The sequence below is a fragment of the Ammoniphilus oxalaticus genome (assembly GCF_003609605.1).
In the GTDB taxonomy this organism is placed as follows: Bacteria; Bacillota; Bacilli; order Aneurinibacillales; family RAOX-1; genus Ammoniphilus; species Ammoniphilus oxalaticus.
Map to the genome: position 1 here is coordinate 159,867 of NZ_MCHY01000008.1, position 26,229 is coordinate 186,095.

The window sequence follows — 26,229 nt, forward strand, 5'->3', positions numbered from 1 at the left end:
AGTGCATTTTGAAACGGATTATTGCGAATTGCGCCTACATAGAAACACGGGTAGCGGTGATGGAAAATAACCATTTGGTCGATTTGTTCATTGAACGATCGGCGCGACAAGGGTCTGCTGGAAAGATCTATAAGGCGCGGGTAATCGATGTGTTGCCCGGGATGCAAGCGGCTTTTGTTGATATTGGGCAAGAAAAAAATGGCTATCTGCATGTGAATGATTGTCTCGCCGCGGAACAAAAAAAAGATGGTAAAGCGCCAAGCATTCGAGAAGTCGTCAGGCAAGGACAAGAATTACTCGTTCAAGTGACGAAAGAAGCGCTGGGAAGCAAGGGAGCTAAAATGACGGCCCAGCTTAGTTTTCCAGGTCGCTTTCTCGTTTATATGCCGACTGATCCATACATTGGCGTCTCCGCAAAAATTAAGAACGAACACGCGCGTGACGGTCTGCGAGAGCTATTAAGCGCGCTTTGTGAGGGGACCGAAGGGGTTATTGCGCGGACTGTTGCTGAAGAAGCCAGTGAAGAGGAGATCCGCGCCGATTTTATTTTTCTAAAAAAATTATGGGAACGAACGCAAGTAAAGGCGAAGGCGGTGAAGTCGCCAGAGATTGTTCATCGGGATGTAGAGTTAGTGACACGGATTGCGCGTGATATTCTAACGGATGAGATTGAAGAGTTCTGGATTGATGACGCGCGACAATATAGGAACCTTCTTGAACAATTAGGCGATGTGATTCCAACAATCAATCAGAAACTAAAATTATATCAAGGCGCAACAGCGATTTTTGATCACTTTGAAGTGGAAAATGAATTGGAAAAAGTATTGCTCAAAAAAGTGTGGTTAAAAAGCGGCGGTTATTTAGTGATTGATCAAACAGAGGCATTCACAGCGATTGATATCAATACGGGAAAGTTTGTAGGTCGCGTCAATTTAGCGGAGACCGTCTTTCAAACAAACCGCGAGGCGATCGATGAAATTTTCCGACAATTGAGGGTTCGAGATATTGGAGGAATTATCCTCGTAGATTTTATCGATATGCGCAACGAACAACATCGCTCTCGTATTTTACAAGAGATGAAGGAGCGGGCCAAACAGGAACGGACGCGGATTCATGTGTATGGGTTTACACAGCTCGGATTGCTTGAAATGACGAGGAAAAAAGTGAGGCAAACGGTCGATGAAATTGTAATGAAAACGTGTTCGGCATGTGAAGGTACGGGAAAAACGCGCTCTGAAATGACGATCGCCGCAAAATTAGAGCGAGAAATTAAAGAGTATGTCTCGGGTATGGGTGTGGAGGCTCTCTTAATTGAAGTGAACCCAAGCTTAATTGCGTTTTTTGAGGATAGAAATTTCAAGGTAAAGGAAATGGAGCAGCGAACGGGGGCAAAACTAATTTTGAAAACGAACCTGCAACAATCTGAACAGGATTATCGGATCTTGTTTACGGGAAGTTTCTCAGATGCCCAAAAGCGGGCCGCGTCGATTCAAGCTGAATAGCATCGAGTAGATGGGAATGTGTGGACTTGACACGGAGCTTGTTAGTATGATAATCTTTCTTTTGTTGATATCATGTTTGACTCTCTGTCATACATGCTACAACCGCGCAGCTCAGGTAATCATAAGTCGATTTATTTCGCGCCTGTGTTTGGCGAGTCTGAGTATATGAATAGGGAGGTGCAGTGAATGTACGCAATTATCGAAACTGGCGGAAAGCAATATAAAGTTGAGCAAGGCGCTGAACTATATATTGAGAAGCTTCCTCAAACTGAGGGAGATACAGTAACTTTTGATCGTGTGTTAATGGTTAACAAGGACGGTAACGTATCAGTAGGAAGTCCTACTGTAGATGGCGCGTCTGTAACAGCTAAGGTTGAAAAGCACGGTCGCGGGACTAAGATTGTCGTTTATAAATATAAGCGCAGAAAGAACTACCACAAAAAGCAAGGTCATCGTCAACCATTCACTAAGGTTGTCATCGAAGCGATCAACGCTTAAATGAAATGATTAAAGCGCAAGTGCGGCGTACCGATGCGGGGGACGTTGAATCATTCACGATTGTAGGACATGCTGGGTATGCGGAGCGGGGACAAGACATTGTCTGCGCTGCTGTATCTGGCATTTCATTTGGGGCGATTAACGCCATTCACAGTTTGCTTGATGTTGAGCTTGGTGTGGAACAAGGCAAGGATGGCTATCTTAGATGTTTGGTGCCGCATTTTGAAGATGTGGAAACCCATCAAAGGGTTCAGCTATTACTTGATGGAATGATCGCCTCCCTGCAGTCGGTAGCTTTTGAATATGGACAATTTGTCAGTATTAATGATCAGAATAATACCAGGAGGTGGACCTCATGTTAAAAATGAATCTTCAATTCTTTGCATCTAAAAAAGGAGTAGGTTCTACTAGAAACGGACGTGACAGTATTGCAAAGCGTCTTGGCGTTAAACGCGGAGACGGACAATTTGTAACGGCTGGTAACATCCTTGTGCGTCAACGCGGCACAAAAATTTATCCTGGACTTAACGTTGGAAGAGGAGCGGATGACACGTTATTCGCGCTTTCTGATGGCGTTGTTCGCTTTAAGCGTTTGGGTCGCGACCGTAAGCAAGTTGTGATCGAAACAGTTGCGCAAGAAGCGTAAAAATCTAGTAAAAGAAACCCGACTGATGTCGGGTTTTTTGTGTTATACTAGTGAAGCATCCACGTTCTTCCAATCTTTCCACATTTGAAAAGATAGATACGTTGGAAAAGCTGGAGAGAGATACGTAATTTGTATCTCCGTGTAAGGAGGAAGCTTTAATTTTGGAAAGTAAACGGTCTATAGATAATTCAATCCAGGAAGAACAACAGAAATTTTTGACAACGCTAAGTCTTTTAAGGCATGATTTATTGAATCATTTTCAAGTAGTGCTCGGTTATTTAAAGCTGCAGCGGTATGATTTGTGCGAAGAATATATCATGCGCGTGACAGAAAACGCCAACAATGATAGTCGAATTTCATCTTTGGGAATCAGCCCGCTGGTGGCGTACTTGTTAACATACAATGCCCTGCATCCCGAATTAAAATTAGAAGTAGAGGTACCCGAAATTGTAAATTTAGCCCGCCTTCCAGAAGAAAATCAACAGCAGATCTCACAGCTTGTGATTGGGGTCGTTGAGAGTTACCAACAGCACGGCCTTTTCAATCAGGGACAACCGAATACCTTGGTTGTCGTTATCAAGTCGTTGGATCAAAAGTTGTATATCTCAGCAGAATATGAAGGTTTCTTGAATGAACAGGCTTGTTTGCAAAGTTTGCGCTCTTTGGCGCAACAATTGGGGGATGAAGAAGGGCTATTTGTGGAAGGATTACATAATAAGCGCGAATCGATTATGGAGTTTTATGTACCTCTATCCATAGAAGCAGAGGTGAAAGGATAAATGTTTGTTGATACAGCAAGAATCTATGTCAAAGGCGGGGACGGCGGGAATGGCATGGTTGCTTTCCGTCGCGAAGCGCATGTGCCGCAAGGAGGTCCCGCAGGCGGGGACGGTGGACGCGGCGCAGATGTTGTGTTTGTGGTCGATGAAGGGTTGCGAACACTTGTCGATTTCAGGTATCAGCGCCATTTCAAAGCGCCCAAAGGGGAAAACGGTCGCAGTAAAAGTCAACATGGGGCAGGCGCTGAGGATATGGTCGTAAGAGTTCCGCCCGGCACAGCCATTTATGACGACGATACAGGGGATTTGATAGGCGATCTGGTTTCTCATGGGCAACGTCTCGTTGTCGCCAAAGGCGGACGCGGCGGAAGAGGAAATATCCGTTTTGCGAACCCAGTCAACCCGGCGCCCGAAATTTCCGAAAATGGCGAGCCAGGTGAAGAAAGAAATATTCGTCTCGACCTTAAAGTGTTGGCTGATATTGGTCTTGTTGGTTATCCGAGTGTTGGAAAATCAACGCTTCTTTCCGTTGTGTCCGCGGCGAGACCGAAGATCGGCAATTATCATTTTACAACGTTAACGCCTAATTTAGGCGTTGTTGATGTAGGGGATGGACGGAGTTTTGTAATGGCTGATTTACCTGGATTGATAGAAGGGGCGCATGAAGGAATTGGGTTGGGTCACCAATTTTTGCGTCACGTAGAGCGAACGCGCGTCATTATCCACGTGCTCGATATGGCTGGAAGCGAAGGCCGCGATCCAATCGAAGATTACCAACAGATCAATCAGGAGTTAACACTTTATAATCAAAAGCTAGAGGAACGTAAACAAATTGTTGCCGCAAATAAAATGGATCTCCCAGAAGCGGAAGAGAACTTAATCGCATTCCGTAAATTTGTTGGAGAAGAAGTTCCGATTTATCCTGTTTCCGCGGCTACACAACAGGGAATTCAACAACTGTTATACGCAGCAGCTGACTTACTGGAAACGATTCCTGTCGCCCCACTCGTTGAGGAATTGGAGCAAGAGTCCGCGGAACGAGTTGTTTATAAGGCGGAAAAAGAACCTGATAAATTTGAAATCCGCAGGGAAAATGAATTGTATGTGGTCGAAGGGGTTCATATCGAGCGCATGATGAAAATGACTAATTTAAATTCTCATGACTCTGTGCAACGATTTACGCGAACGATGCGCAATATGGGCGTTGACCGACGATTGCGTGAACTTGGGGCCGAAAACGGCGATATCGTGCGAATTGGAGAATTTGAATTTGAATTTGTGGAATAGGCTAAAAGTCGATTGAGGGAAGGAAAGAGCCTCATCGACTTTTTTCTATTGTCAAAGAGGATATAATGCACTATAATGTCCACTATACGAAAACAAATGTTTTCTGCTGGAGGACTTAGGATGAAACGCGAGGAGAAATATTACTTAGTCCGTGATGAAATATTGCCAGAAGCGATTTTAAAAACAGTCGACGCTAAAAAGCTGCTTGATTCTGGGGAAGCCTTGACCGTGAATGAGGCGGTAGAGAAAGTCGGCTTGAGCAGAAGCGCTTATTACAAATACAAAGATGGCGTTTTTTTATTCAATGCGATGTCGCGGGAAGTGATCGTTACGATTGCGGCAACATTAGAGCATCGATCGGGAGTTCTTTCTAAATTTCTAAGTTTTGTGGCTCGCCAGGGCGGAAATGTGTTAACAATCAATCAAACAATCCCTGTCCAAGGGATGGCCCATGTTTCTATGTCAATCGATACAGCTTTTATGAATCTTACGACAGCCGAATTTATCGAAAAACTTGGAAATTTAGATGGTGTGACGAAAGCAGTGATTGTTGGAAGAGGTTAACAAGGATTTTAATTAGGTAAAGGGGAATGCATCATGGAAAAAAAACAAGTAAAAGTTGGATTATTAGGACTCGGTACAGTAGGTACAGGGGTTGCGCGTATTTTGGAAATGCATCAGGACGATCTTCTTAAACAGACTTCAGTAGAAATTAAAATAGCGAAAGTGCTTGTGAGTGATTTACAGAAAAAGAGAAGCATCGAACTTGACGCGGACTTATTTACGTTATCTGCCGCAGATATTATCGAAGATCCAGAAATCGACATTGTGATTGAATTAATTGGCGGAATTGAACCGACGAAACAATATATTTTGGATGCGTTAGATCGCGGTAAACATGTCATCACAGCAAATAAGGATTTGATGGCGTTGCATGGTACCGAAATTTTAGCGAAAGCGGCTGAAAAAGGATGCGATGTTTACTATGAGGCGAGTGTAGCTGGTGGAATTCCAATTTTAAGAGCGTTAGTCGATGGCTTTTCCTCCGATCGTATTCATAAAATGATTGGAATCGTCAATGGAACGACGAATTACATATTGACGAAGATGAGCCAGGAAGGCGCTCAATACGAAGACGTGTTAAAAGAAGCGCAAGAGCTAGGCTACGCGGAAGCGGATCCGACAGCGGATGTCGAAGGATTTGACGCGGCTCGAAAAATGGCGATCTTAAGCAACCTAGGATTTAAAGTTGATTTTGATTTAAATCATGTCGATGTGCGCGGCATGTCGAACGTAACGGCTGAAGACATCGCTTACGGCAAAAAGTTAGGATACGTCATCAAGCTACTCGGGATCGCGCAGCGAGATGAAGGCTGTATTGAAGTAAGTGTGCAGCCAACGATGATACATCGCAAACATCCGTTGGCTTCTGTTAACGGAGTGTTTAATGCTGTTTATGTGTATGGCGCAGCGGTAGGCGAAACGATGTTTTACGGCCCTGGAGCGGGTGAATTGCCGACAGCGACGGCGGTAACATCTGACTTAGTCACTGTTGTTAAAAACATGAAGCTCGGTATCAGCGGTAAAAGCGTGGTCGCCCCTTATCGTGAAACGATCTTAAAGACGCCCGAGCAGATCGAATCGAAATTTTTCCTGCGCTTGTTAGTGTCCGATCAACCAGGCGTGTTGGCGGAAATTACGACAAGATTAGCGAGTTATGATATTAGCATTGAACAGATTATTCAGCAACCAAACCGCGATCATGCGGAAGCCGAGATTATTTTAATCACACACATGGCATCCAAAAAAGGCATGGATCAAATTTTAACGGAGCTGACAACGATTGAAGCTGTTAAAGAAATCAAAAGTTACTACCGCGTAGAGGGTCTAGAGGATAAATAATGGCTAGTCGAATGCGAACAAGAGGCGCGGGGATGAAAGAGGTACAGTCATGAGAAATACAGTTCAAGTTACAGTGCCGGCCAGTACAGCTAATCTAGGACCGGGCTTTGATACGATAGGAATGGCATTTCAGTTATATACGACGATCCGAATGACTGTTTCGGATCGTCCTGAGGTCATTATGCATGGTGATCAATTACATGAATTGCCGACAGACCAAACGAATCTTGTTTACCAAATGGCAGAACTCATTTTTAACAAAATTACTCGAGAGCTTCCGCCGTTGCGTATCGAAATGAAAAGCGATATTCCTTTAACGCGCGGTTTGGGCAGCAGCGCCACCGCGATCGTCGGCGGATTAGTCGCGGCAAACTTTCTTGCGGGCGAACCGCTTTCTAAAGAAGAGATCTTGTCAATTGCCGCCGAGCTGGAAGGGCACCCGGATAATGTTGGAGCCGCTTTGTTCGGCGGAATTGTTGTCGCCGTCATGGAAGAAGAGCGAGTTCCGTATTTGAAAATTAGCCCAGATCCTCAATTAAAAGCTTTAGCCGTTATTCCTGATTTTCAGCTTTCAACAGAGAAGGCGCGCAATGTGTTGCCGCAACAATATTCCAAACAAGATACCGTATTTTCGGTGGGGCGCGCTAGTTTGCTAGCGGCTGGCTTAGCGAGTGGTCAGTATCATGTGTTAGCTTCGGCAATGCAAGATAAGTTGCACCAACCTTATCGGATGAGTCTTGTGCCTGGTATGGAAGAACTATTGCAAGGTGTGTATGAGTATGGCGCTTTGGGAGCCGCATTGAGCGGAGCCGGTCCGACCGTGATTGCCTTGCTGCATGGTGAGGACGACGAACTTGGAAAATTTATGCAAGAAACATTGCTGAAGCACGAGATCCAATCGAAAGTATTGCGTCTATTGCCTGACCGTCTAGGCGCCAGGGTTGAAGTTGTTGACACCCCTTTTGAGACCGAGTAGAGTGGAAAGAAAAGATTGGAGAATGAGCAAGATGGACAGAAAAGTAGCTTTTTTAGGTCCGATCGGGACGTTTTCCGAGGAAGCGGCTCGCTTTTTCTTTGAAGATCGATCGGCCAGCTTCATTCCCTTTTCCAGCATTCCGAATGTGTTGGAATCGTTAGCGCGTGGCGACGTTGAATTTGCAGTCGTTCCGATTGAAAATTCAATAGAAGGAACGGTTAATTTAGCGATGGACTGGTTGGTTCATCGAATTGATGTGCCGATTCGCGGCGAATTAGCCTATCCGATTTCCCAGCATTTAATGGGCGCGCAGCAAATAGAGCTAGAACAAATCGAAAAGGTCCTGTCTCATCCGCAAGCGATTGCTCAATCAAGACTATTCTTGCAAGAACATCTGCCAAATGTGGAAATCGAGTATACGAAAAGCACGGCGGAGGCCGTTCAGCTCGTGAGCGAGAACCCGGATAAACGTTGGGCTGCGATCGGAAACCGCCTTTCCCAACAAATCTATCCGGTTCATTTTTTACGCGAGTCGATTCAAGAGCAATCGAATAACTATACCCGCTTTTTGTTAGTGAGTTCCGAAAAGCTAGAAGGCAAGGCGACAGATCGCGAGAAAACGACCGTGCTTGTGACGTTGCCGTCCGATTTCCCTGGCGCGCTCCATCAAGTATTAGCTGCTTTTGCATGGAGGAAAATTAACTTATCAAGAATCGAATCTCGTCCAACTAAGACGGGCCTTGGGAACTATCATTTTATTATTGATATCGAACAAAAAATGGACGATATATTATTGCCAGGGGCCTTTGCGGAAATGGAAGCGCTCGGTTGCCAAGTAAGGAACTTAGGTTCCTATCCGTGCTACGTCAAACAGGTCACGGTCGGCTCCTGAATTTGTTGATTGACAAACAAATTACGTGAACACTATAATGACAATAATTAATAATGATGAAACGTGTAAAAAGTCTCGTTCAGGAGACTTTTCTTTTTCAGATATAATTGACAAAATCTTTATAAGGTTGTGGGGTGTCAGGCGTGGACAGATGGATCTACTTAAATGGAGAATTTGTTAAAAAAGAAGATGCTAAAATATCTGTATTTGACCATGGATTATTGTATGGAGATGGGATCTTTGAAGGCATCCGCGTTTATAATGGGAATGTATTTAAATGTAAAGAACATATCGACCGACTCTATGATTCAGCTAACTCAATTTTGTTGGAGATCGGTTTAACGAAGTCGGAATTAACAGAAGTGATGCTGGAAACGGTGCGCCGCAACGGGATGAAGGACGCTTATATCCGATTAGTCGTTTCTAGGGGTGTCGGGGATTTAGGGTTAGATCCACGGAAATGTCCGAAAGCAACGGTGATTATTATCGTTGAGGAATTAGCTATTTTTCCTAAGGACCATTATGAGACAGGGATTCGAATTATTACGGTGCCGACCCGAAGAAATACACCCGACGCTTTGAATCCAAAGATCAAGTCGCTGAATTATTTGAACAACGTTCTTGTTAAGATTGAAGCAAACTTGGCGGGAGTTAGTGAAGCGCTGATGTTGAACGCGCAAGGTTATGTGTGCGAGGGGTCGGGCGATAACATTTTTGTCATTAAAGATAATATTATCTATACACCGCCAAGTTACCTCGGCGCCCTAGAAGGGATCACACGCAATTCTATCATGAAACTAGCGATTGAAGCGGGTTATACGGTGAAAGAGGAACCATTTACGCGACATGATGTTTATATTGCCGATGAAGTGTTTTTAACAGGAACAGCGGTGGAGGTCATTGCTGTTAACGAAGTAGATGGCAGAAAGATTGGGGATGGCCGTCCTGGACCGATTACTAATACGTTACTTGAAAAATTTAAGAGCATCGTGGAAGTAGATGGGAAGCAAGTATTCGATGTCGTTCAACAGTAAACCTAATCGTTGCTTGTAGCGGGTCGAAGCTTGGCCGCCTGACGACGAATGCAAAGGATTGTTCCGCAATGGAGCAATCCTTTTTTGTGTCGCAACGTTTTCAAATTATTCTTTTTGAATCAAAATGAGCAATTGGCCCACCTTTGCATATGATGTATGGACTTATGTTAGAGGAGGGTCTTAGCGTTGAGAATCCATATTGTAAAAAGAGGAGAAACGTTAGCTAAAATAGCAAAGAGATACAATGTTCCCTTAGAGCGTTTACGTGAAATCAATCAACATCTGAAGGATCCAGAGAAATTGACGGCTGGAGCTAAAGTAAAGGTGCCCACAGCAGGAATTCGTTTAAAGACAAAGCAAGTGGTTCCTGTTTCCAAACAAGCGAAGCAAGATGTGGAGTTGGTCAATGTTCAGCAGTCATTCGAGTCAATGGATCCATTAGAATCATCTTCGGTAAGACCGATAACTCCGAGTGTCATGGAGCAACCGTTGATGCCTGAGGCGCAGTCATCATTCGATTTTAGTAGTTCAGATGATGGAACCCGTCAATTTAACCCAACTGTAGGCTATCCATATCAAGGGGTTCCGACGATGTTCGACCCTTATTTATATCCTCCGCAAGCGTGGCAAGGATATGGACCCTACACTAGCGGTGTAACGATGCAACCTGCTGACGCGCCCTATTCGCCCTACGCGTTCGGTTCTGGTTTTCAACCGTCCTATCAAGCTCCATACTCCTTCTATCCGCCGTATGAATACGGATGTAACAGTTGTCAACCACCGATGCCATACGGGCCGAGCGGTTATTATGAACATACCTATCCCGGAACAACTTTCGGTTCGGACGCGGGATACTTGACGCCATGGCAGACACACGCATATGGAGGCGGTGTTCCATTTCCATCCCAAACGCAATCTTTGGCGCATGGTCCGTATGATTCAGACTTTTTTACGCGTCCCTATTACCCAACGCTTTATCATGAAGGTCATTACATGAGAGAAGCGGGAGCTCCGTTTCAATCCGATCTAGATTATGCGTCGGGTAGCCCGGATTTGGAGCCAATCGATCGCGAAGATGAGTCATCATCAGTCTAAAAGTTCTACATCAAGAGGGCTGCGTTCGCGCGGCCTTTTTGATCGATAGAAATAAAAGGAGCTGTTGACGATGCAGGTTCAGTTGACTCAAATGATTCAACGTCACTGGGGGCGTCAGGTGTACGCGATTCGGGACAAGAGGAAAGCAATTGTAGCGGACACAAATAAAGGGCTGCTTTATGTGAAGAGCTATTCTTCAAAAGAAAAAGCGGATTGGGTTGTTTCTCTTTCCCGGCAGCTGCTCCAAAAAGGGTTTTCAGAAACATTACGTTATTACGATACAAAAGAGGGTCGTTCGGTCGTTCCATTCAATGGGAGCTATTTTGTTGCGATTCGGCCAATTATGGGGCGTGACGCCAAATACGATGATGTGTATGATGTGATGCGGACCGTTCATTGTTTAGGTGAGTATCATCGGCATGCGAAGGGGATTGAGGGGGGACCAAGTTTGGAAACGAAGGCGGCCCCTATTATTGAGAAATGGGAAAATCGATTGGAACGGTTCTTGCTCGTGACGCAAAAATTGCAGAGTAGCCGATCGGTCGGAAATCTTGAAAAGCGGATTATTCGAATCTCTCCTTATATCCTGGCTGAAGCTCGAGCAGCGTTAGATATGGCTCGTCGTTCTCCGATTGTTGAAGAGTACCAAGCAGCGCTCGCATCGAGAGCGGTAGCCCATCGCGATTTGGCAAGTCATAATTTTTTGATCGGTGATAAGACATTCTTGATTGATTACGATACGGCAATGTATGACACGCCACTAATTGATTTAATCCAAATGATTGATCGGACGCTAGATCAACAGAAATGGCAGTTCGATTGTTTTTATAGAATGATGGAACAATATCAATTGAGCGTCCCCTTAACTGAACAACAATATGCGCTCGTTTATTTATTGCTGCGCTATCCGGATAATTTCATGCGGGAAGTGATCGGTCTTTATGAGGGGAAGCGTCGCTTTGTTTCTAAAAAAATTGATGCGTATTTGACGATGATCATAAAACAATGGTCGCAACGGATGAACTTTTTTAGAGGCAGTCAACACTTTTTATACGAAGAACAGCAAAGCGAATCAACGATTGTGGTATGATAAAATGAGGGAGAATGGCTGTTGTCTCTAAACTTAGCAGCGACAGTCATTCCACTTGTCTTAAGGTGAAGTCTTAGATTGGGAGGTCGATTCATAATGAGTAAAATAGAGGATAAAATCAATTTAGTCGTAAATTGGTTGCGTGACCAAGTCCAACAAAGCGCTACTGCTGGTCTACTTGTAGGTGTAAGCGGAGGGATTGACAGCGCCGTTGTTGCGGGGTTAATCAAAAGAGCCTTTCCTGATCAATCATTAGGAGTGATCATGCCATGTGATTCAAATCCGAAGGATGGGGAAGACGCGTTGCGAGTCGTACAAGCTTTCGGGCTAGACTATACTCAAGTCGACCTTACACAGTCACATCACCTATTATTGAAAGTGATCGATCAACAATTAAAATATAAAAAGGCTTATCGCGAGGAAGTCAGCAAGGTGAATGACGGGAACTTAAGAGCCCGTATGAGAATGGCAACGCTTTACGCGATAGCGGCCCATTATCGTTATTTAGTCGTTGGCACAGACAATGCCGCGGAATATTATACAGGTTATTTCACGAAATATGGCGACGGCGGGGTTGATTTATTGCCCTTGCTCCATTTGAAAAAAAGGGAAGTCTATGAATGGGGACGTGTGTTAGGTGTTCCTTCAGAGATTATCGATAAACAACCGAGCGCCGGTTTGTGGGAAGATCAAACCGATGAAGATGAACTCGGGACAACCTATGAGCAGATAGATGCTTGGTTAGACGGGAAAGAAATCCCCGATAAGGACCTACAAATTGTGGAGCGATTGCGACGGATTTCGGAACATAAGCGTCAAACGCCGCCATCACCTCCTAAATTTTAACCAGTACAATAGTCGGGCGACTAAGATTTATAAAATTTCATAAACGTGTATAAAACCTTCTTCGAATGGGGATAAATGGAGTTAAAAGCGAAGAAGGGGTATTTATGCGTAATAATAGAAAAAGTCTGAAACCCCATGGTTTTTTCCTTGGTTTAATTAGCGCTCTCGTGCTAGCTATACTTGTGGGATCGGCATGGCTGATGATGGACACACTGAACTTGAATAGCAGTACAAAAGTGAACGAACAAGCGAAATGGGCTAAACCCGCGCTTGCTCAAGAGCAAGTAATGGTTACATTGCAAAAAACGTACGTTTGCGGTGTAGAGGAAGAGGAAAAGGTAACCAAAACGGTTTCTTCATCTGATCAATTGTTTAAGGAATATAGTGATTGGGAACTCGTTTCCAAACAAGACAATCGTTATGTATTTAAGAAGTTAGAACATGATTTGGCGCCTATGTGCAAGGAACATGGCTATTTCGGTTTAACGGATGGGGAAGTTTTGACATTGTTTGAAGGACCGCCACAAGAACAAAAAGTGATTCAAACTTTTTTCCAAATCAATACAGATAAATTCGAATCCGGGTTATTTCAAAATGATCTCGACCTTTTAAAACAAGGGATTCGGATCCATGACTTGGCGGAATACAATAGTATTTTATCGACATACGGAGAATATTCGGATGAAAGTTTGTCATCCCATCATCGACAAGCGGTGGATGAGTAGGGACAGATAGGAGCTAACCTAATGATCTAGGCTAGCTCCTTTTAATTTTTAATGGAAGACATATGTTCGTATGTTTTGATATAGTGTAAAATAGAGGATAAAAAGAAGTGGGAGGAAAAAATGCGAATTATTGGCATCGACCCAGGGATTGCCATTGTTGGCTTTGGCATCATTGAGAAACAAGGAAGTAGGCTCATCCCAATTCAGTATGGATGCCTGCGAACGAAAGCGCATACGCCAGAACCGTTAAGGTTGAAGCAAATATATGAGGCGCTCACGAGTATTCTGGAGAAGTATCAGCCAGAAGTAATGGCTATTGAAAAGATCTTTTTTAATCGAAACGTGACGACGGCGTTTTCTGTTGGACAAGCAAGGGGAGTGATGGTCTTAGCCGCGGAGCAAGCTGCAATGCCTGTTTACGAGTACACGCCATTGCAAATGAAGCAGGCCGTTGTCGGGTACGGACAGGCGGAAAAAAGGCAAGTTCAGGAAATGGTTAAACTTTTATTGCATTTGAAGGAAGCTCCGAAACCGGATGACACTGCGGATGCGCTAGGTATCGCGATTACCCATGCTCATTCCTCTCATATAGAAATACGAATGAATGGAGAATAAATAACGATGATCGACTTTATCGATGGTCAGGTAGAATATGTAGAATCGGATTCCGTCGTGCTGGAAACGACGCAAGGGATCGGGTATCGGATTTTTTGCCCGAATCCTTACGCAATGAAAGTAAAGGAAAGTTTACGCGTTTATACACATCATCATGTTAGGGATGACGCGATTTCACTGTACGGATTCCGCTCGCGGGATAAACGTGGCTTGTTTCGTAAATTACTCGATGTGACAGGGATTGGTCCAAGAGGCGCATTGGCGATTATTGCCGCTGCTGAACCGCATCAAATCGTGACAGCGGTTCAACATGAAGATATGAATTTTCTAACTAAATTTCCGGGAGTTGGAAAGAAGACGGCGGGACGAATGATTTTGGAATTGAAAGACAAACTGAACGAATTCCTGATCCCTGGCTCTGCAGATGGACTTTTGGCCGACCCAATGGCAGAGGGGCAAACGATTCAAACGTCGTCATCGATCACAACCGCTTTTAATGAGGCGAGCGAAGCGCTATTGGCCTTAGGTTATTCGGAAAATGAAGTGCGGAAAGTGATGGCTAAGTTACATGGAGAGACAGATTCAACGGAAGAGTTGATCAAAAAAGCTTTGCAATTGTTCATTAGTTCATAAATGAAATGAAGGGGAGCGGGAAGGGATGGATGATCGGATTATTTCGGCGCAAATGTCTGAAGAAGACATTGGCATGGAATTGAGCCTTCGACCGCGCTTTTTAGATGAATACATAGGGCAACAACAGATCAAAGAAAACTTGAAGGTCTATATCGAAGCTGCCAAAATGCGCAAGGAGTCACTAGATCACGTCTTGTTATACGGTCCCCCCGGACTCGGTAAGACGACGTTATCGATGATCATTGCGAACGAATTGGGCGTGCAGCTTAGAACGACGTCAGGACCGGCGATTGAGCGACCTGGCGATTTAGCGGCTATTTTGACAAACTTGCAACATGGCGATGTACTATTTATTGATGAGATACACCGTTTAAATCGCAGTGTCGAGGAAGTGCTCTATCCCGCAATGGAAGACTTTGGGCTCGATATCATTATTGGGAAGGGACCGAGCGCGCGATCCGTGCGACTTGATCTGCCTCCATTTACATTAATTGGGGCGACAACACGAGCGGGATTGTTATCCTCGCCACTAAGAGACCGATTTGGTGTGGTTAGTCGGCTGGAGTACTATCATTTGGATGAACTTTCCTTTATTGTAGAGAGAACGGCTGAACTTTTAGATATGGAAATTGCGACTCAAGCCGCCAAAGAAATTGCGATGCGTTCGAGGGGAACTCCGCGGATCGCGAATCGCTTATTAAAAAGAGTGCGCGATTTTGCTCAAGTCGAAGGTAGCGGGCGTATAACAGAGCATGTCGCAGAGAAAGCTTTAGAGAGGATGCAGGTTGATCGGCTTGGTCTAGACGACATTGACAGTAAATTGATCTTAGGGATTATCGACAAGTTTACTGGGGGACCCGTTGGTCTTGAAACAATTGCGGCCACGATCGGAGAAGAAGCCCATACAATTGAAGATGTGTATGAACCTTATCTGCTGCAAATCGGTTTTCTACAACGGACGCCGCGCGGGCGAATCGTTACGCGCTTAGCTTACGAACATTTCAATCGGGAGGTGCCGACATAAGGTGAATCCTGTCGCGAAATTATTGATCATAAGTGGGCTGGTGATGGTTGCTGTAGGAATTGTGTGGCAATTCGGCGGCCGATTCCTTAATCTGGGCCGATTACCCGGAGATATCGTTGTAGAAAAGGAAAATTTCCGTTTTTATTTCCCGCTTATGACAAGTATCATCGTAAGCATCGTGTTGTCGCTCCTATTTTATATTATGCGGTTGTTTAGATAAATCGTGTTGGGGCGCGTTTGTTAGGTATGGCGGCGAGGGAAACTTGTAAAACTAGAACTATAGAATGAAGCCAGATGGATTAAGGATGGGACAGATGTGGACGTAACATTATTTGATTTTGATTTGCCGGAAAAATTAATTGCTCAAACCCCGCTGCAAGAGCGTACAGCTTCACGACTGCTTGCCGTAGATAAGCAAACGGGGAAGATTGAACATCGAAAATTTACTGATTTGCTAGGGTATTTACAAGCGGGTGATCTGCTTGTTTTAAATGATACTCGCGTCTTGCCAGCTCGATTGTTTGGTGTGAAGCAAGATACAGGGGCAAAAGTTGAATTGTTGTTATTGAAGCAACTCGCGGATGATCGGTGGGAAACTCTTGCTCGACCAGGCAAAAAAATAAAACAGGGAGCGACGCTTAGTTTTGGCGATGGAAAGTTGACTGGGGTCTGTGAAGGCTATACGTCTGCCGGCGGCAGGGTGGTCCGATTTGAATATGAAGGAATATTTAACGAGATACTCGATGAACTTGGGCAAATGCCGCTTCCGCCGTATATTAAAGAACAATTAAATGATGCGGAACGATATCAGACGGTTTTTGCGAAACATCCAGGTTCTGCCGCTGCTCCGACAGCGGGACTTCACTTTAGCGAAGCGTACTTGCAACAAATTCGCCGAAAAGGAATCCAGATTGCTTATATCACGTTGCATGTTGGGCTAGGGACGTTTCGACCCGTTCAGGTTGATGAGATTACGGAACATAAAATGCATGCGGAATACTATTCAATATCAGAAGAAAATGCAGCATTGATCAATCGCGCAAAAAGCGAAGGAAAGCGAGTCATCGCGATCGGCACCACAGCGACTCGCGCTTTAGAAACGGTAGCGAGTTCTCACGACGGAACGATTGTCGAAGGCGATGGATGGACCGATATATTTATCTATCCCGGCTATTCCTTTTCAATTGTTGACGGGATGATTACGAATTTTCATTTGCCTAAGTCAACTCTTGTGATGTTGGTAAGCGCCTTTGCAGGCAGGGAACTTATTTTGCGCGCCTATCATGAAGCGATTCAAAACGAATATCGCTTTTTCAGTTTTGGGGATGCGATGTTTATCGTTTAACCGCTTCTTTTCATGTATAATGATGTTTTAGAGTGGAGGAATTGAAGATTGGCCGTTACATATGAACTGATCAAAACATGCAAACAAACAGGCGCCAGACGAGGTCGGTTACATACCCCTCATGGGACGATCGAAACACCGATCTTTATGCCTGTTGGCACACTAGCAACCGTCAAAGCAATGAGTCCTGAAGAATTAAAAGAGATGGATGCTCAGATTATTTTAAGTAATACATATCATTTGTTTCTAAGACCGGGTCACGACATCGTAAAAAAAGCCGGTGGACTGCACCAGTTTATGAATTGGGACCGACCAATCTTAACAGATAGCGGCGGTTTTCAAGTGTTTAGTCTAAGTAAATTGAGACAAATTGAAGAGGAAGGCGTTCATTTCCGTTCCCATTTGAGCGGGGCAAAACTCTTTTTAAGTCCAGAGCGCGCCACTGAAATCCAAAATGACCTTGGCGCTGATATTATTATGGCTTTTGATGAATGCGCCCCTTACCCTGCGGAGCATGATTATGTGAAGCGCTCTTTGGAACGCACGACACGATGGCTGGAGCGCTGTATCGCCGCGCACGACCGTAGCGAGGATCAAGCTTTGTTTGGGATTGTTCAAGGTGGAATGTACCGTGACCTTCGTGAACAAAGCGCTAAGGAAATCACTTCCTTTGATTTGCCAGGTTATGCGATCGGCGGACTGAGTGTAGGTGAACCGAAATCAATCATGGATGAAGTTCTTGACTATACGGTTCCACTATTGCCAGCGGGTAAACCGCGTTATTTAATGGGGGTAGGCTCGCCAGACGCGTTAATCGATGCTTCGATTCGAGGCATTGATATGTTTGATTGCGTTTTGCCGACGAGAATCGCTCGCAATGGAACTTGTATGACTAGCGAAGGTCGACTCGTCATTCGAAACGCTAAATTTAAGGAGGATTTCACACCGCTTGACCCACAATGCGATTGTTATACGTGCCGCAACTACACCAAAGCTTATATTCGCCACTTGTTCCATGCGGATGAAATTTTGGGACTGCGCTTGACCTCGTATCACAATCTTCACTTTTTAATAAGGTTGATGGAAAATGTGAGAGATGCGATTATGAACGACTGCTTGTTGGATTTTAGAAATGAATTTTTTGAGCAGTATGGTCTAAGTGAAGAAAGGTCTTTCTAGACACTTTTATATATAATGAAGGAGGGATTGTTTATGGTTGAACTAGCGGCGTCACCACCAGGGGGGTTAGGCGGATCCTTTATACCTCTTATTCTAATGGTTGCTATTTTTTATTTTCTACTGATTCGTCCGCAACAACGGAGACAAAAGCAAAGGAACGCGATGTTAGGCGCGGTAAAGGTAGGAGATAAAATTGTTACGATTGGTGGAATTCATGGGACGATCATGTCATTAGATGATGGCAGTGTACAACTTCAAATTGCTGATAACATCCAAATTACCATCGACAGACAAGCGATCAATCAGGTAAAAGCAAGTGATGCTGACACTGATACTGATACTGAAACTCTAACGACAACTTAGATGCGAAGTAGCGGGCGTGAGAGAAACGTATGTTTTTCTTGCGCCTGTTATTATTTTGGGGTTAAGGCGGGTTAAGGTTTCGAAGTGTTGCGGCTGGGATGTAAATTGAAGCGAAGATGGATCGAGTTAGTTGGACTTTTGTCAACTAAGTAGGGTACAACCGATTTGGTAGGCCCAATAGATGGACATCTGTCAACTAAGGTGATTTATCTGCCTGAAAAAGGGGTAGAGAGCTCAATAGATGGACTTGCGACAACTAACTTTGGTCAAATCTCATCCTCAAGTTTACATAAGTGGACTTTAGACAACTATGGGCAGTCGTCGTTTGGATCAGCGTGGCGAGATACAACATCTCGACCCTTCTGTAATGGTCAAATCTCCCGTTACAGAATAGACGGATGAAGAATTGCCTCTGCAACGGCCGATACTCCCGCTAGAGCCTCCGATCCAGATAAATACATCTATATTATGAATGTAAAGGTCTGGAAGCCCCTTACAGAATGAATTACAATGAAAAGCTCTGCTGTAACGGTCAAATCTCCCGCTAGAAACAATGAGTCGATCCCATTTACGCGCAGCCTTACACTGCAGCGCGCCACATCGTGAAATAGCTTATCCCCTCAAAATCACCCTTAAATCCGCAGCCACCCTTTCAAACAAAAAGGGGGCCCCGAGACAACGGCTTTTCACCGCTTCACTGGACGACCCCATGTAACCCAAGTATTGATTTATTTAGTTGACTGTGACAAGTTGACACCAAGCACTCCGCCAAGCGCGCCGACGACGAAAGCGATCACCAAAAATAAGAGCACGGAAAGTTGGGGGGCAACATCAAAAGCAAGAAATCCGATAAGAAAGACAAGTATAAAGTAAGCCACTCCTGTTAAGCCGCCAAAATACCATCCTTTTTGTCCCCCTCTTCGCCCAGCTATGTATCCGCCAATTAATAAGCTCAATCCATTAATACTGTAAGTGAAGTAAGGTAAAGTGAGCTCACTCATTTGACTAAAATGCAACAACAACGATGTAAGTAGTGAGCCAATGACGACGAGCCCAAGTGTGGTAAGCGCCCCCGTGATGATCGGAGAAGACGAACTAGCGATCGTTTTCATAGTTAAAAACCCTCCCAAAATAAATATGCAATTTGTACAATCTATGTTGGGACAGGGCTGTTTATGACAGGCTGTCTAACTTTGAAAAATGGGTGAGTTGGTAAAGATTCGATTACATAGATGTTACCCGTCAAGTTCAAACTAGGAAATAATCGCTGTAACGAGGAGGATTCCAATGGATTTAGTTATCCTTATGATCCGCGCCTTGTTTTTCTATTTTCTGATCATGTTGGCTATGCATCTCCTTTTTAAAAGTAAAAAAGTGTCGCTAGCTGACTTGTTAATTGCGTTTATCATAGCCCAATTGTCGATAATTGGAATTGATCGGCCTAGTGAGCCTTTATCGATGATTTTGCTGCCGATTGGATTGATGCTGGCATTGCATCAACTTTTCGGACCGATTTTCCGTACTCAAGGCGCGAGCGACCAGAACGAGAAGCAAACCGAAACCACCAAAAATCGAAACCAAAGGGAAACTACATCTGCTCCGTCTTCATCTGTATCACCATTACGCACCGCGGCGGCAGATATCGAAATGGCGGAGATGGAATCGGTTGTCACGCAATATCCAATAGGACCACTTCCGTTATTGCTTATTCTTGACGGTCGCGTGTTTGATGAGAACTTGCAACAGATTGGTCAAACGCGGTTTTGGTTAAAAAACGAAGTTCAGAAGTTTGGCGCGCGACGCTTTAATGAAGTGGCCTACTGTAGTATGGATAGTCATGGACGCGTTTTTTTGGATAAGAAAAATTAACGCGCTTTAAAAAAGGGAGCGAGCAGCTTCCCTACACCCGGGATTCGTTGCACGTCTTGTTTACCAAGAACCCTTAACCAAACGAGCGCCACTGCGTAAATGAGCATCGCCCCTATGGAAGCGATTAATAAAGTGATTGGCAGTGGGTAGCGCGAGGTTAAGATCTCAAATAAATAGGCACCTGCGAATCCCATTAAACCCATGGCAAGCATGACCTTTAGCGGGTCTTTAATATCTATTGTAAATTGGGTGAGCTTGACCACGCTAAAAAAGTGAAGCAAGCTGACTAACACGATTCCAATGCTAATCGCGATCGTAATACCATGTGTTCCAAGGGCAGGTTGGGTTGCTAAAAAGAGAATGGCGACCGTTTTAATGACGGCTCCATAGATGGAATTTTTCATTGCGGCATGGGCGTAATCTAAACCTTGCAGGGCCGCGGCTAGTGGTCCCTGAAAATATAGAAATAGGCAAAAGGGAACCATCACCTTCATAATTGTCCCAACTTCCGTTGAACCGTAAATGACTTGCGCTAACGGTTCAGCGAAGATAAACAGTAGCACAGTGAAGGGAGCGCCAATCACGAGAGCGATCCGCAATGACTGGTATATGCGTCGATGGACCATTTTCCAGTTATTTGCGGCGCGCGCTTCAGCTACGGCAGGAACGAGCGAAACAGCTAGAGAATAAGTAAAGAAAGTCGGAAAAGTAAGCAATGGCATGGCCATTCCTTGCAATTGACCATAGTAAGCTGTGGCCGCTGCGGTCGTTAGTCCAGCGATCGCTAAACTTTGGGCGACAACAATCGGCTCAATCCAAAATGTGAGCGAACCGATCAAACGTCCAGACGTGACGGGAACGGCGATGCGTAGCAAACCTTTGATTGTATCGCTATGTCGGCGAAGGGCATGCCTCATTTTAGAGCCGACCCAAATTGGCATGAAGTTTTTCCGTCTAAATTGATAAAACAAGGAGATCATTCCCGCCAATTCTCCGATCACCACGCCAACTAACGCCGCAGCAGAGGCGTATTCGACACCATACGGCATAAAATAAGAAGCAAGAATGAGCACGGTAAAGATGCGTACGAACTGTTCGATTAATTGGGAGGTAGCGGTAGGGATCATATTTTGTTTCCCCTGAAAGTATCCCCGAATGATCGATGTAACGGCCACGATGGGAATAATCGGCGCGATTCCGATCAAAGACCAATACACGCGTTGATCGGTGAGCATATACTTTGAAATTAAAGGGGCGCCGAGGATCATCGCTGTCGTAAAGATAACGCTAAGGACAGAAACGAGCAGCAATGATATTTTTAAAATCGATTTTACTTTTTGCTTATCCTTTTTTACAGACGCTTCGGCAATCAGTTTGGAAATCGCGATCGGCAAGCCAAACTGTGTTAGAGTGATCACAAGGTACATCGTCGGAACGGCCATTTGATAGAGACCCATTCCTTCCGCTCCGATAATTCTCGATAAAAAAATCCGATTGATAAAGCCCATCAATTTTGTAATCAATCCCGCACCAACGAGGATTAAAGTACCTTTAAAGAATGATTGCTTTGACATCCCGAGAGCTCCTTCTGTTTGCTAATACTTACATAGACATCTTATGCATGTACAATAGGGACAAGACCAAATAAAAAAAGGGGGGGACAGGATGGCTCAAGTAGAACGTAGTCTGGAGGAATTGGAGCGTGAAATGGGCGCGATTTGTCAGAGTAAAGCGGAAGAGTTTCATCTGCTCGGTTATGAACAAGTAAGCGCCGACGAAATTTGGGAATGTGTGTCGACAAATTATGCGCAAGAAGTACCGCCATTGCACAAAGTGGTCAATGACATTTTGTCGTTAACCGTTACGAAATTTATGAATTGGATGATGATGAAAATGTATCGTGGGGAAATATAGACTAAATCCTTCCTTTTCTGAAGTGTTAAGCCAATAATTGACTCGATTTTCACAGATGCGTATAATGGTCGTGTTGAATAAAAAGACGCGGTGAGATAATCAATTACACTTCGGTGTACGAAGATAAAAACTTGCTAATTTGTGTCTTGGATTTAGAGAGATAAAAGGAGGAAAAGAACAACCATGATTAAATGGAACCGAATTGTCGCCTTTTTAGCGGTTGTAGGGATCACGTTTGCCTTGATCGGAACGACCGCTAAAGGAGTGATCGGGGGAATCACGCTTGGCCTCGATCTACAAGGCGGATTCGAGACGTTGTATGAGGTTAAGCCAATTGAAGAAGGACAGGAACTAACCAAAAATACGATGAAAGATACTGTTGGAGCGATTTTAAAACGGATCGACATTCTCGGGGTTGCTGAACCGGAAATCGCAATTGAAGGTTCAGATCGGATTCGCGTTAAATTAGCCGGGGTGACGAACCAAGAAGAGGCGAGAAAATTGTTAGGCGAACCGGCCAGACTAGCGTTTCTTGGTCCGAATGGGGAAGAATTAATGACGGGGAACGATCTAGCCAAGGATGGAGCGTCTGTCCAATATGATGAACTTCACCGTCCTTTTATCTCTTTGAAGCTAGCAAATGCGCAAAAGTTTGAGGATATCACAAGAGAATATTTACATCAGCGGATTAGCATTGCGCTTGATGAACAAATTTTGACAAGTCCAGAAGTACAAAGTGTTATCTCTGGCGGGAATGCTTCGATTACGGGAGAATACACTGTAGAAGAAGCAACACAGTTGGCGAATATCTTAAATGCGGGCGCGTTGCCTGTTGAGATGACAGAGATTTATTCAAACAGTGTCGGAGCTAAATTAGGGGCGGAGTCTCTAGATAAGGCTATTTTTGCCGGTATTATCGGGGTTGGAGCTATCTTTTTGTTTATGTTCCTTTTTTACAGATGGGCAGGCATTATTGCGATTGTTACACTGGTCGCTTATATGTATACGATCTTAGTTGTCCTAAATTGGATGCATGCGACATTGACTTTGCCTGGGATTGCCGCCTTTATTTTAACCGTTGGGATGGCGGTTGACGCTAATATTATTACGTATGAGCGGATCAAGGAAGAACTGCGAGCGGGTAAATCGTTGACTTCCGCTGTGCGAGCGGGACAGCGTCGTTCACTCTCGACGATTTTAGACGCAAATATCACGACGATGATTGCGGGAGCCGTGCTGTTTTATTTCGGGACAAGCTCCATTCAAGGTTTCGCCGTGACATTGATGGTCGGGATTGTGATGACGATGTTGACTGCCGTACTTGGCACAAGATTATTGCTGTCGATCTGGGTTCGCTCCAATGCGCTGCGTAAGCCTTGGTTTTACGGCGTAAAGGAGAGTGAGATCAATGAACTTTAAAAACATAGATTATGTAAGTAAACGGAAGGTTTTCTTTACAATATCTGGTTTTATTCAAATTATTGGGATTATCGCCATTCTTGTGTTCGGCTTTAACCTTGGCGTTGACTTCCAAGGCGGGACAAGGTTGGATGTGTTAGTTGGGGAAACGTTTGCGGAACAGGATGTTCGCGCTGAATTGCAAACGGTTGGTCTTACTCCTGGAACGATTGAGACAGCAGGGAATCAAAAAGAACGGGCCGCGGTTCGGTTTACTGAAGCGTTGAGTAAAGAACAAGTTGCAAGCGCGAAAACGGCTCTTACGGAAAAGTATGGCGAGCAAGTCGATATTGAGGAAAGCTCCGTTGACCCGATGATGGCCCGTGAATTGGTCCGTCAAGCAATCTATGCAGTGGGTCTCGCGTCACTCGGAATTATTATTTACTTAACAATCCGCTTTGAATACCGATTTGCGGTGACAGGCGTGCTTGCCTTGCTGCATGACGCATTTGCCGTGATTGCTGTATTCTCTATTTTTAAGATTGAAGTGGACTTAACTTTCATCGCTGCGATCTTAACGATTGTCGGATATTCCATTAACGACACGATCGTAACGTTTGATCGGATTCGGGAAAACTTGCCCCGTTATAAAGTTAAGGGGATGGAAGACCTGGAGAAGGTCGTCAACGTGAGTATTCAAGAGACGATCGTTCGATCGTTAAACACAGTTATTACGGTATTGTTCGCTTCTGTTGCTTTACTTATTTTTGGCGGTGAGAGTATTCGTAACTTTGCATTGGCGTTAACGGTCGGCTTAGTTTTCGGAATGTACTCCTCAATCTTTATTGCGGCGCAATTATGGTTGGATTGGAAAGGCAAAGAGCTTTTCAAAAAACGCCCGCTTACAAATAATGAAGCCAGCTAAGGCGCAAACTAGTTATGAACACCGCGGGACGTGATCCCGCGGGTTTTTACTATAACATGAAGAGGGCAGATGTTGATCGCTATGAGTGAAGATCGTTTTAAGAAAGCGGAGTTTGCCGCGTGGCTCGGTATTGTTGGAAATATCGGTCTAGCAGTCGGGAAAGGGATCATTGGTCTTTCCGCAAACAGTAAGGCATTAGTAGCCGACGCAGTTCACTCCGCATCCGATGTTGTCGGGTCATTAGCTGTGTTAATTGGACTGCGCGCCGCGAAAAAGCCGCCAGATGAAGATCATCCCTATGGACATGGGAAGGCTGAATCAATCACGGCAATGATTGTCGGAATGCTGCTGTTCATTATTGGCTTGCAAGTCGGCTATGGTTCGATCAAGGCTTTGTTTCAGCCGCTTAGCTCCCCGGGCTTGATTGCTGTTTTCGCCGCGTTTGTCTCGATGGCGTTGAAAGAAGCCATGTTTCGATACAAGTATCGCTTAGGTAAAAGGTTAAAAAGTCCAGCTTTAATCGCGAATGCTTGGGAGCATCGTTCGGACGTTTATTCTTCTTTAGCGGCAATGGTGGGGATCGGCGGAGCGATCATAGGAAGTAAATACGGACATCCATTCCTGCTTTATTTAGATCCAATCGCTGGAATTATCGTCTCGTTACTCGTATTAAAGATGTCATATGATATCATGAAAGAATCTATACATAATACATTGGATCATGTGATGCGCTCAGATGATGCGCGAAGTCTTGTGGAAGCGGTAGAAAAAGTGGATGGCGTGCTTGCTGTTGATCAATTACTGGCCCGAGAACATGGTCATTACGTGATCGTTGACGTAAAAATAGCAGTTAAACCGAATATAACGGTTGAAAAAGGTCATGCGATTGGTAAGAGTGTAAAAATGAGGCTGATCTCAGATTTTGATAATGTTCATGATGTGATGGTTCATATTAATCCGTATTATAGTGATTTTGATTCCAGTCCGTCTGAACTCCAGCATTGATTGCACGTAAATAAGACTTGTATAAAAAATGTAGTTGTTGAGGGGGATTTTTGGCATGGATTTCAAGAAGGCAATACGCGTTATTCCTGACTTTCCACAGGAAGGTGTTCGATTTAAAGATATAACGACACTTTTAAAGGACGGGCAGGCATATAAAGACATGGTCGACGAAATGGCTGAGTACGCTCGGTCTTTAAAAATTGATGTGATTGCGGGTCCGGAGGCGCGGGGGTTTGTAATCGGAGCGCCTTTAGCGTATGCGTTAGGTGTTGGCTTTGCTCCAGTGCGTAAATCCGGAAAATTGCCAGGTGAAGTAGTCAGCCTTGAGTATGAATTGGAATACGGTAAAGACCAGCTGGCCATGCATAAAGACGCAATTCAACCGGGGCAACGCGTATTGATTGCCGATGATTTGTTGGCGACGGGGGGAACGATTGAAACAACGGTCAATCTTGTTCGACAACTCGGTGGGGAAATTGCCGGGGCGGCTTTTTTAATCGAGCTAACGTATCTAAAAGGCAGGGAAAAAATCAGCGATGTCGATGTATTTTCCCTTGTGAAATATTAAATTATCATAATCAATTTAATAAAAAGCAATATTCCTGCAACAATTCCGTAAATATAGGAGGGTAGGAATATTGCTTTTTTGAATGATGAAGCTTTACAATCGATATATATTCAAAGATA

30 protein-coding genes and 1 other annotated feature are annotated in these 26,229 nt (G+C 44.5%); of the genes, 28 read left to right on the top strand and 2 right to left on the bottom strand.

All coding sequences use genetic code 11. From position 1 onward, the window contains the following. The first annotated feature begins 8 nt into the window (after positions 1-8). The 22 genes from BEP19_RS06975 to yajC all read left to right on the top strand — a co-directional run bounded on the left by BEP19_RS06975 (position 9) and on the right by yajC (position 18,431). Entirely contained in the window at positions 9-1,502 is a 1,494-nt protein-coding gene (locus BEP19_RS06975; protein ID WP_120189133.1) for an Rne/Rng family ribonuclease, read from the top strand. A gap of 90 nt (positions 1,503-1,592) precedes the next feature. After that, positions 1,593-1,671, top strand: a sequence feature (ribosomal protein L21 leader region). A gap of 17 nt (positions 1,672-1,688) precedes the next feature. Next, entirely contained in the window at positions 1,689-2,000 is a 312-nt protein-coding gene (gene rplU, locus BEP19_RS06980; RefSeq protein ID WP_120189134.1) for a 50S ribosomal protein L21, read from the top strand. A gap of 5 nt (positions 2,001-2,005) precedes the next feature. Further along, complete coding sequence (locus BEP19_RS06985; protein ID WP_120189135.1) at positions 2,006-2,362, top strand: ribosomal-processing cysteine protease Prp; 357 nt, start codon at positions 2,006-2,008, stop codon at positions 2,360-2,362. Then, a complete protein-coding gene (rpmA, locus tag BEP19_RS06990; RefSeq protein WP_120189136.1) occupies positions 2,356-2,646 on the top strand; it encodes a 50S ribosomal protein L27 in 291 nt (96 codons plus the stop codon). Before BEP19_RS06985 ends, rpmA begins: the two co-directional genes overlap by 7 nt. Before the next feature lie 161 nt (positions 2,647-2,807). Further along, positions 2,808-3,425, top strand: coding sequence for a Spo0B domain-containing protein (locus tag BEP19_RS06995; RefSeq protein ID WP_120189137.1), 618 nt, complete (start codon positions 2,808-2,810; stop codon positions 3,423-3,425). Next, positions 3,426-4,712 carry a GTPase ObgE gene (gene obgE / locus BEP19_RS07000; RefSeq protein WP_120189138.1) on the top strand — a complete coding sequence of 429 codons (1,287 nt, stop codon included), beginning with the start codon at positions 3,426-3,428 and terminating at the stop codon, positions 4,710-4,712. Positions 4,713-4,832: 120 nt separating this feature from the next. Further along, positions 4,833-5,276, top strand: a complete 444-nt coding sequence (locus BEP19_RS07005; protein WP_120189139.1) for an ACT domain-containing protein — start codon at positions 4,833-4,835, stop codon at positions 5,274-5,276. Between the two features lie 33 nt (positions 5,277-5,309). Then, positions 5,310-6,614, top strand: coding sequence for a homoserine dehydrogenase (locus BEP19_RS07010; RefSeq protein ID WP_120189140.1), 1,305 nt, complete (start codon positions 5,310-5,312; stop codon positions 6,612-6,614). Positions 6,615-6,663: 49 nt separating this feature from the next. After that, on the top strand, positions 6,664-7,590 hold the full coding sequence (gene thrB / locus BEP19_RS07015; protein WP_120189141.1) for a homoserine kinase: 927 nt from the start codon (positions 6,664-6,666) through the stop codon (positions 7,588-7,590). Positions 7,591-7,621: 31 nt separating this feature from the next. Continuing rightward, positions 7,622-8,482, top strand: a complete 861-nt coding sequence (gene pheA, locus BEP19_RS07020) for a prephenate dehydratase (RefSeq protein ID WP_120189142.1) — start codon at positions 7,622-7,624, stop codon at positions 8,480-8,482. A 143-nt stretch (positions 8,483-8,625) separates the two neighbouring features. Further along, positions 8,626-9,516, top strand: a complete 891-nt coding sequence (ilvE, locus tag BEP19_RS07025; protein WP_120189143.1) for a branched-chain-amino-acid transaminase — start codon at positions 8,626-8,628, stop codon at positions 9,514-9,516. Positions 9,517-9,702: 186 nt separating this feature from the next. Further along, positions 9,703-10,611 carry a LysM peptidoglycan-binding domain-containing protein gene (locus BEP19_RS07030; RefSeq protein WP_120189144.1) on the top strand — a complete coding sequence of 303 codons (909 nt, stop codon included), beginning with the start codon at positions 9,703-9,705 and terminating at the stop codon, positions 10,609-10,611. A gap of 70 nt (positions 10,612-10,681) precedes the next feature. Then, positions 10,682-11,701 (top strand): phosphotransferase, encoded by a 1,020-nt coding sequence (locus tag BEP19_RS07035; RefSeq protein WP_120189145.1) that lies wholly within the window; start codon positions 10,682-10,684, stop codon positions 11,699-11,701. A gap of 105 nt (positions 11,702-11,806) precedes the next feature. Further along, positions 11,807-12,547, top strand: coding sequence for an NAD(+) synthase (gene nadE / locus BEP19_RS07040; RefSeq protein WP_120189956.1), 741 nt, complete (start codon positions 11,807-11,809; stop codon positions 12,545-12,547). Positions 12,548-12,651: 104 nt separating this feature from the next. Next, positions 12,652-13,272 (top strand): BofC C-terminal domain-containing protein, encoded by a 621-nt coding sequence (locus tag BEP19_RS07045; protein ID WP_170145296.1) that lies wholly within the window; start codon positions 12,652-12,654, stop codon positions 13,270-13,272. A 120-nt stretch (positions 13,273-13,392) separates the two neighbouring features. Next, positions 13,393-13,887: a crossover junction endodeoxyribonuclease RuvC gene (gene ruvC, locus BEP19_RS07050; RefSeq protein WP_120189147.1), complete on the top strand. Its 495-nt coding sequence runs from the start codon at positions 13,393-13,395 to the stop codon at positions 13,885-13,887. A gap of 6 nt (positions 13,888-13,893) precedes the next feature. Continuing rightward, a complete protein-coding gene (gene ruvA, locus BEP19_RS07055; protein WP_120189148.1) occupies positions 13,894-14,520 on the top strand; it encodes a Holliday junction branch migration protein RuvA in 627 nt (208 codons plus the stop codon). 25 nt (positions 14,521-14,545) lie between these two features. Next, positions 14,546-15,544, top strand: a complete 999-nt coding sequence (gene ruvB / locus BEP19_RS07060) for a Holliday junction branch migration DNA helicase RuvB (protein ID WP_120189149.1) — start codon at positions 14,546-14,548, stop codon at positions 15,542-15,544. Position 15,545: 1 nt separating this feature from the next. Then, entirely contained in the window at positions 15,546-15,764 is a 219-nt protein-coding gene (locus BEP19_RS07065) for a DUF2905 domain-containing protein (RefSeq protein ID WP_120189150.1), read from the top strand. A gap of 96 nt (positions 15,765-15,860) precedes the next feature. Then, a complete protein-coding gene (gene queA, locus BEP19_RS07070) occupies positions 15,861-16,889 on the top strand; it encodes a tRNA preQ1(34) S-adenosylmethionine ribosyltransferase-isomerase QueA (RefSeq protein ID WP_120189151.1) in 1,029 nt (342 codons plus the stop codon). 48 nt (positions 16,890-16,937) lie between these two features. Beyond that, the gene (tgt, locus tag BEP19_RS07075; RefSeq protein WP_120189152.1) at positions 16,938-18,068 is read left to right on the top strand and encodes a tRNA guanosine(34) transglycosylase Tgt; all 1,131 of its coding nucleotides are present in this window, start codon (positions 16,938-16,940) and stop codon (positions 18,066-18,068) included. 33 nt (positions 18,069-18,101) lie between these two features. After that, positions 18,102-18,431 carry a preprotein translocase subunit YajC gene (yajC, locus tag BEP19_RS07080; protein WP_120189153.1) on the top strand — a complete coding sequence of 110 codons (330 nt, stop codon included), beginning with the start codon at positions 18,102-18,104 and terminating at the stop codon, positions 18,429-18,431. Between the two features lie 728 nt (positions 18,432-19,159). On the opposite strand, the gene BEP19_RS07085 is transcribed toward yajC, so the two are convergent. Continuing rightward, positions 19,160-19,543 carry a TIGR04086 family membrane protein gene (locus tag BEP19_RS07085; RefSeq protein WP_342767400.1) on the bottom strand — a complete coding sequence of 128 codons (384 nt, stop codon included), beginning with the start codon at positions 19,541-19,543 and terminating at the stop codon, positions 19,160-19,162. 175 nt (positions 19,544-19,718) lie between these two features. On the opposite strand from BEP19_RS07085, the gene BEP19_RS07090 reads away from it, so the two are divergent. After that, a complete protein-coding gene (locus tag BEP19_RS07090) occupies positions 19,719-20,300 on the top strand; it encodes a YetF domain-containing protein (RefSeq protein WP_120189154.1) in 582 nt (193 codons plus the stop codon). Here BEP19_RS07090 and spoVB read toward each other — a convergent pair. Next, positions 20,297-21,874, bottom strand: a complete 1,578-nt coding sequence (gene spoVB, locus BEP19_RS07095; RefSeq protein ID WP_120189155.1) for a stage V sporulation protein B — start codon at positions 21,872-21,874, stop codon at positions 20,297-20,299. The two genes, BEP19_RS07090 and spoVB, sit on opposite strands and share 4 nt — an antisense overlap. A gap of 91 nt (positions 21,875-21,965) precedes the next feature. Between spoVB and BEP19_RS07100 the strand changes: the two genes are divergently transcribed. From BEP19_RS07100 to BEP19_RS07115, 5 genes are all read left to right on the top strand, one after another. Continuing rightward, complete coding sequence (locus BEP19_RS07100; protein ID WP_120189156.1) at positions 21,966-22,214, top strand: post-transcriptional regulator; 249 nt, start codon at positions 21,966-21,968, stop codon at positions 22,212-22,214. Between the two features lie 183 nt (positions 22,215-22,397). Further along, on the top strand, positions 22,398-23,633 hold the full coding sequence (gene secD / locus BEP19_RS17950; RefSeq protein WP_170145297.1) for a protein translocase subunit SecD: 1,236 nt from the start codon (positions 22,398-22,400) through the stop codon (positions 23,631-23,633). After that, the gene (gene secF / locus BEP19_RS17955; RefSeq protein WP_170145298.1) at positions 23,623-24,537 is read left to right on the top strand and encodes a protein translocase subunit SecF; all 915 of its coding nucleotides are present in this window, start codon (positions 23,623-23,625) and stop codon (positions 24,535-24,537) included. Before secD ends, secF begins: the two co-directional genes overlap by 11 nt. A 69-nt stretch (positions 24,538-24,606) precedes the next feature. Then, on the top strand, positions 24,607-25,542 hold the full coding sequence (locus tag BEP19_RS07110) for a cation diffusion facilitator family transporter (RefSeq protein WP_245983414.1): 936 nt from the start codon (positions 24,607-24,609) through the stop codon (positions 25,540-25,542). Between the two features lie 55 nt (positions 25,543-25,597). Further along, positions 25,598-26,110, top strand: coding sequence for an adenine phosphoribosyltransferase (locus BEP19_RS07115; RefSeq protein WP_120189157.1), 513 nt, complete (start codon positions 25,598-25,600; stop codon positions 26,108-26,110). The last annotated feature ends 119 nt before the right edge of the window (positions 26,111-26,229 follow it).

Excerpts from the sequence above, each read along its gene's own strand:
- rplU (WP_120189134.1), top strand. The coding sequence starts at position 1,689 with ATGTACGCAATTATCGAAACTGGCGGAAAGCAATATAAAGTTGAGCAA.
- BEP19_RS06985 (WP_120189135.1), top strand. The coding sequence starts at position 2,006 with ATGATTAAAGCGCAAGTGCGGCGTACCGATGCGGGGGACGTTGAATCA.
- rpmA (WP_120189136.1), top strand. The coding sequence starts at position 2,356 with ATGTTAAAAATGAATCTTCAATTCTTTGCATCTAAAAAAGGAGTAGGT.
- obgE (WP_120189138.1), top strand. The coding sequence starts at position 3,426 with ATGTTTGTTGATACAGCAAGAATCTATGTCAAAGGCGGGGACGGCGGG.
- BEP19_RS07005 (WP_120189139.1), top strand. The coding sequence starts at position 4,833 with ATGAAACGCGAGGAGAAATATTACTTAGTCCGTGATGAAATATTGCCA.
- BEP19_RS07010 (WP_120189140.1), top strand. The coding sequence starts at position 5,310 with ATGGAAAAAAAACAAGTAAAAGTTGGATTATTAGGACTCGGTACAGTA.
- thrB (WP_120189141.1), top strand. The coding sequence starts at position 6,664 with ATGAGAAATACAGTTCAAGTTACAGTGCCGGCCAGTACAGCTAATCTA.
- pheA (WP_120189142.1), top strand. The coding sequence starts at position 7,622 with ATGGACAGAAAAGTAGCTTTTTTAGGTCCGATCGGGACGTTTTCCGAG.
- BEP19_RS07035 (WP_120189145.1), top strand. The coding sequence starts at position 10,682 with ATGCAGGTTCAGTTGACTCAAATGATTCAACGTCACTGGGGGCGTCAG.
- BEP19_RS07045 (WP_170145296.1), top strand. The coding sequence starts at position 12,652 with ATGCGTAATAATAGAAAAAGTCTGAAACCCCATGGTTTTTTCCTTGGT.
- ruvC (WP_120189147.1), top strand. The coding sequence starts at position 13,393 with ATGCGAATTATTGGCATCGACCCAGGGATTGCCATTGTTGGCTTTGGC.
- ruvA (WP_120189148.1), top strand. The coding sequence starts at position 13,894 with ATGATCGACTTTATCGATGGTCAGGTAGAATATGTAGAATCGGATTCC.
- ruvB (WP_120189149.1), top strand. The coding sequence starts at position 14,546 with ATGGATGATCGGATTATTTCGGCGCAAATGTCTGAAGAAGACATTGGC.
- yajC (WP_120189153.1), top strand. The coding sequence starts at position 18,102 with ATGGTTGAACTAGCGGCGTCACCACCAGGGGGGTTAGGCGGATCCTTT.
- BEP19_RS07085 (WP_342767400.1), bottom strand. The coding sequence starts at position 19,543 with ATGAAAACGATCGCTAGTTCGTCTTCTCCGATCATCACGGGGGCGCTT.
- BEP19_RS07090 (WP_120189154.1), top strand. The coding sequence starts at position 19,719 with ATGGATTTAGTTATCCTTATGATCCGCGCCTTGTTTTTCTATTTTCTG.
- spoVB (WP_120189155.1), bottom strand. The coding sequence starts at position 21,874 with ATGTCAAAGCAATCATTCTTTAAAGGTACTTTAATCCTCGTTGGTGCG.
- BEP19_RS07100 (WP_120189156.1), top strand. The coding sequence starts at position 21,966 with ATGGCTCAAGTAGAACGTAGTCTGGAGGAATTGGAGCGTGAAATGGGC.
- secD (WP_170145297.1), top strand. The coding sequence starts at position 22,398 with ATGATTAAATGGAACCGAATTGTCGCCTTTTTAGCGGTTGTAGGGATC.
- secF (WP_170145298.1), top strand. The coding sequence starts at position 23,623 with ATGAACTTTAAAAACATAGATTATGTAAGTAAACGGAAGGTTTTCTTT.
- BEP19_RS07110 (WP_245983414.1), top strand. The coding sequence starts at position 24,607 with ATGTTGATCGCTATGAGTGAAGATCGTTTTAAGAAAGCGGAGTTTGCC.
- BEP19_RS07115 (WP_120189157.1), top strand. The coding sequence starts at position 25,598 with ATGGATTTCAAGAAGGCAATACGCGTTATTCCTGACTTTCCACAGGAA.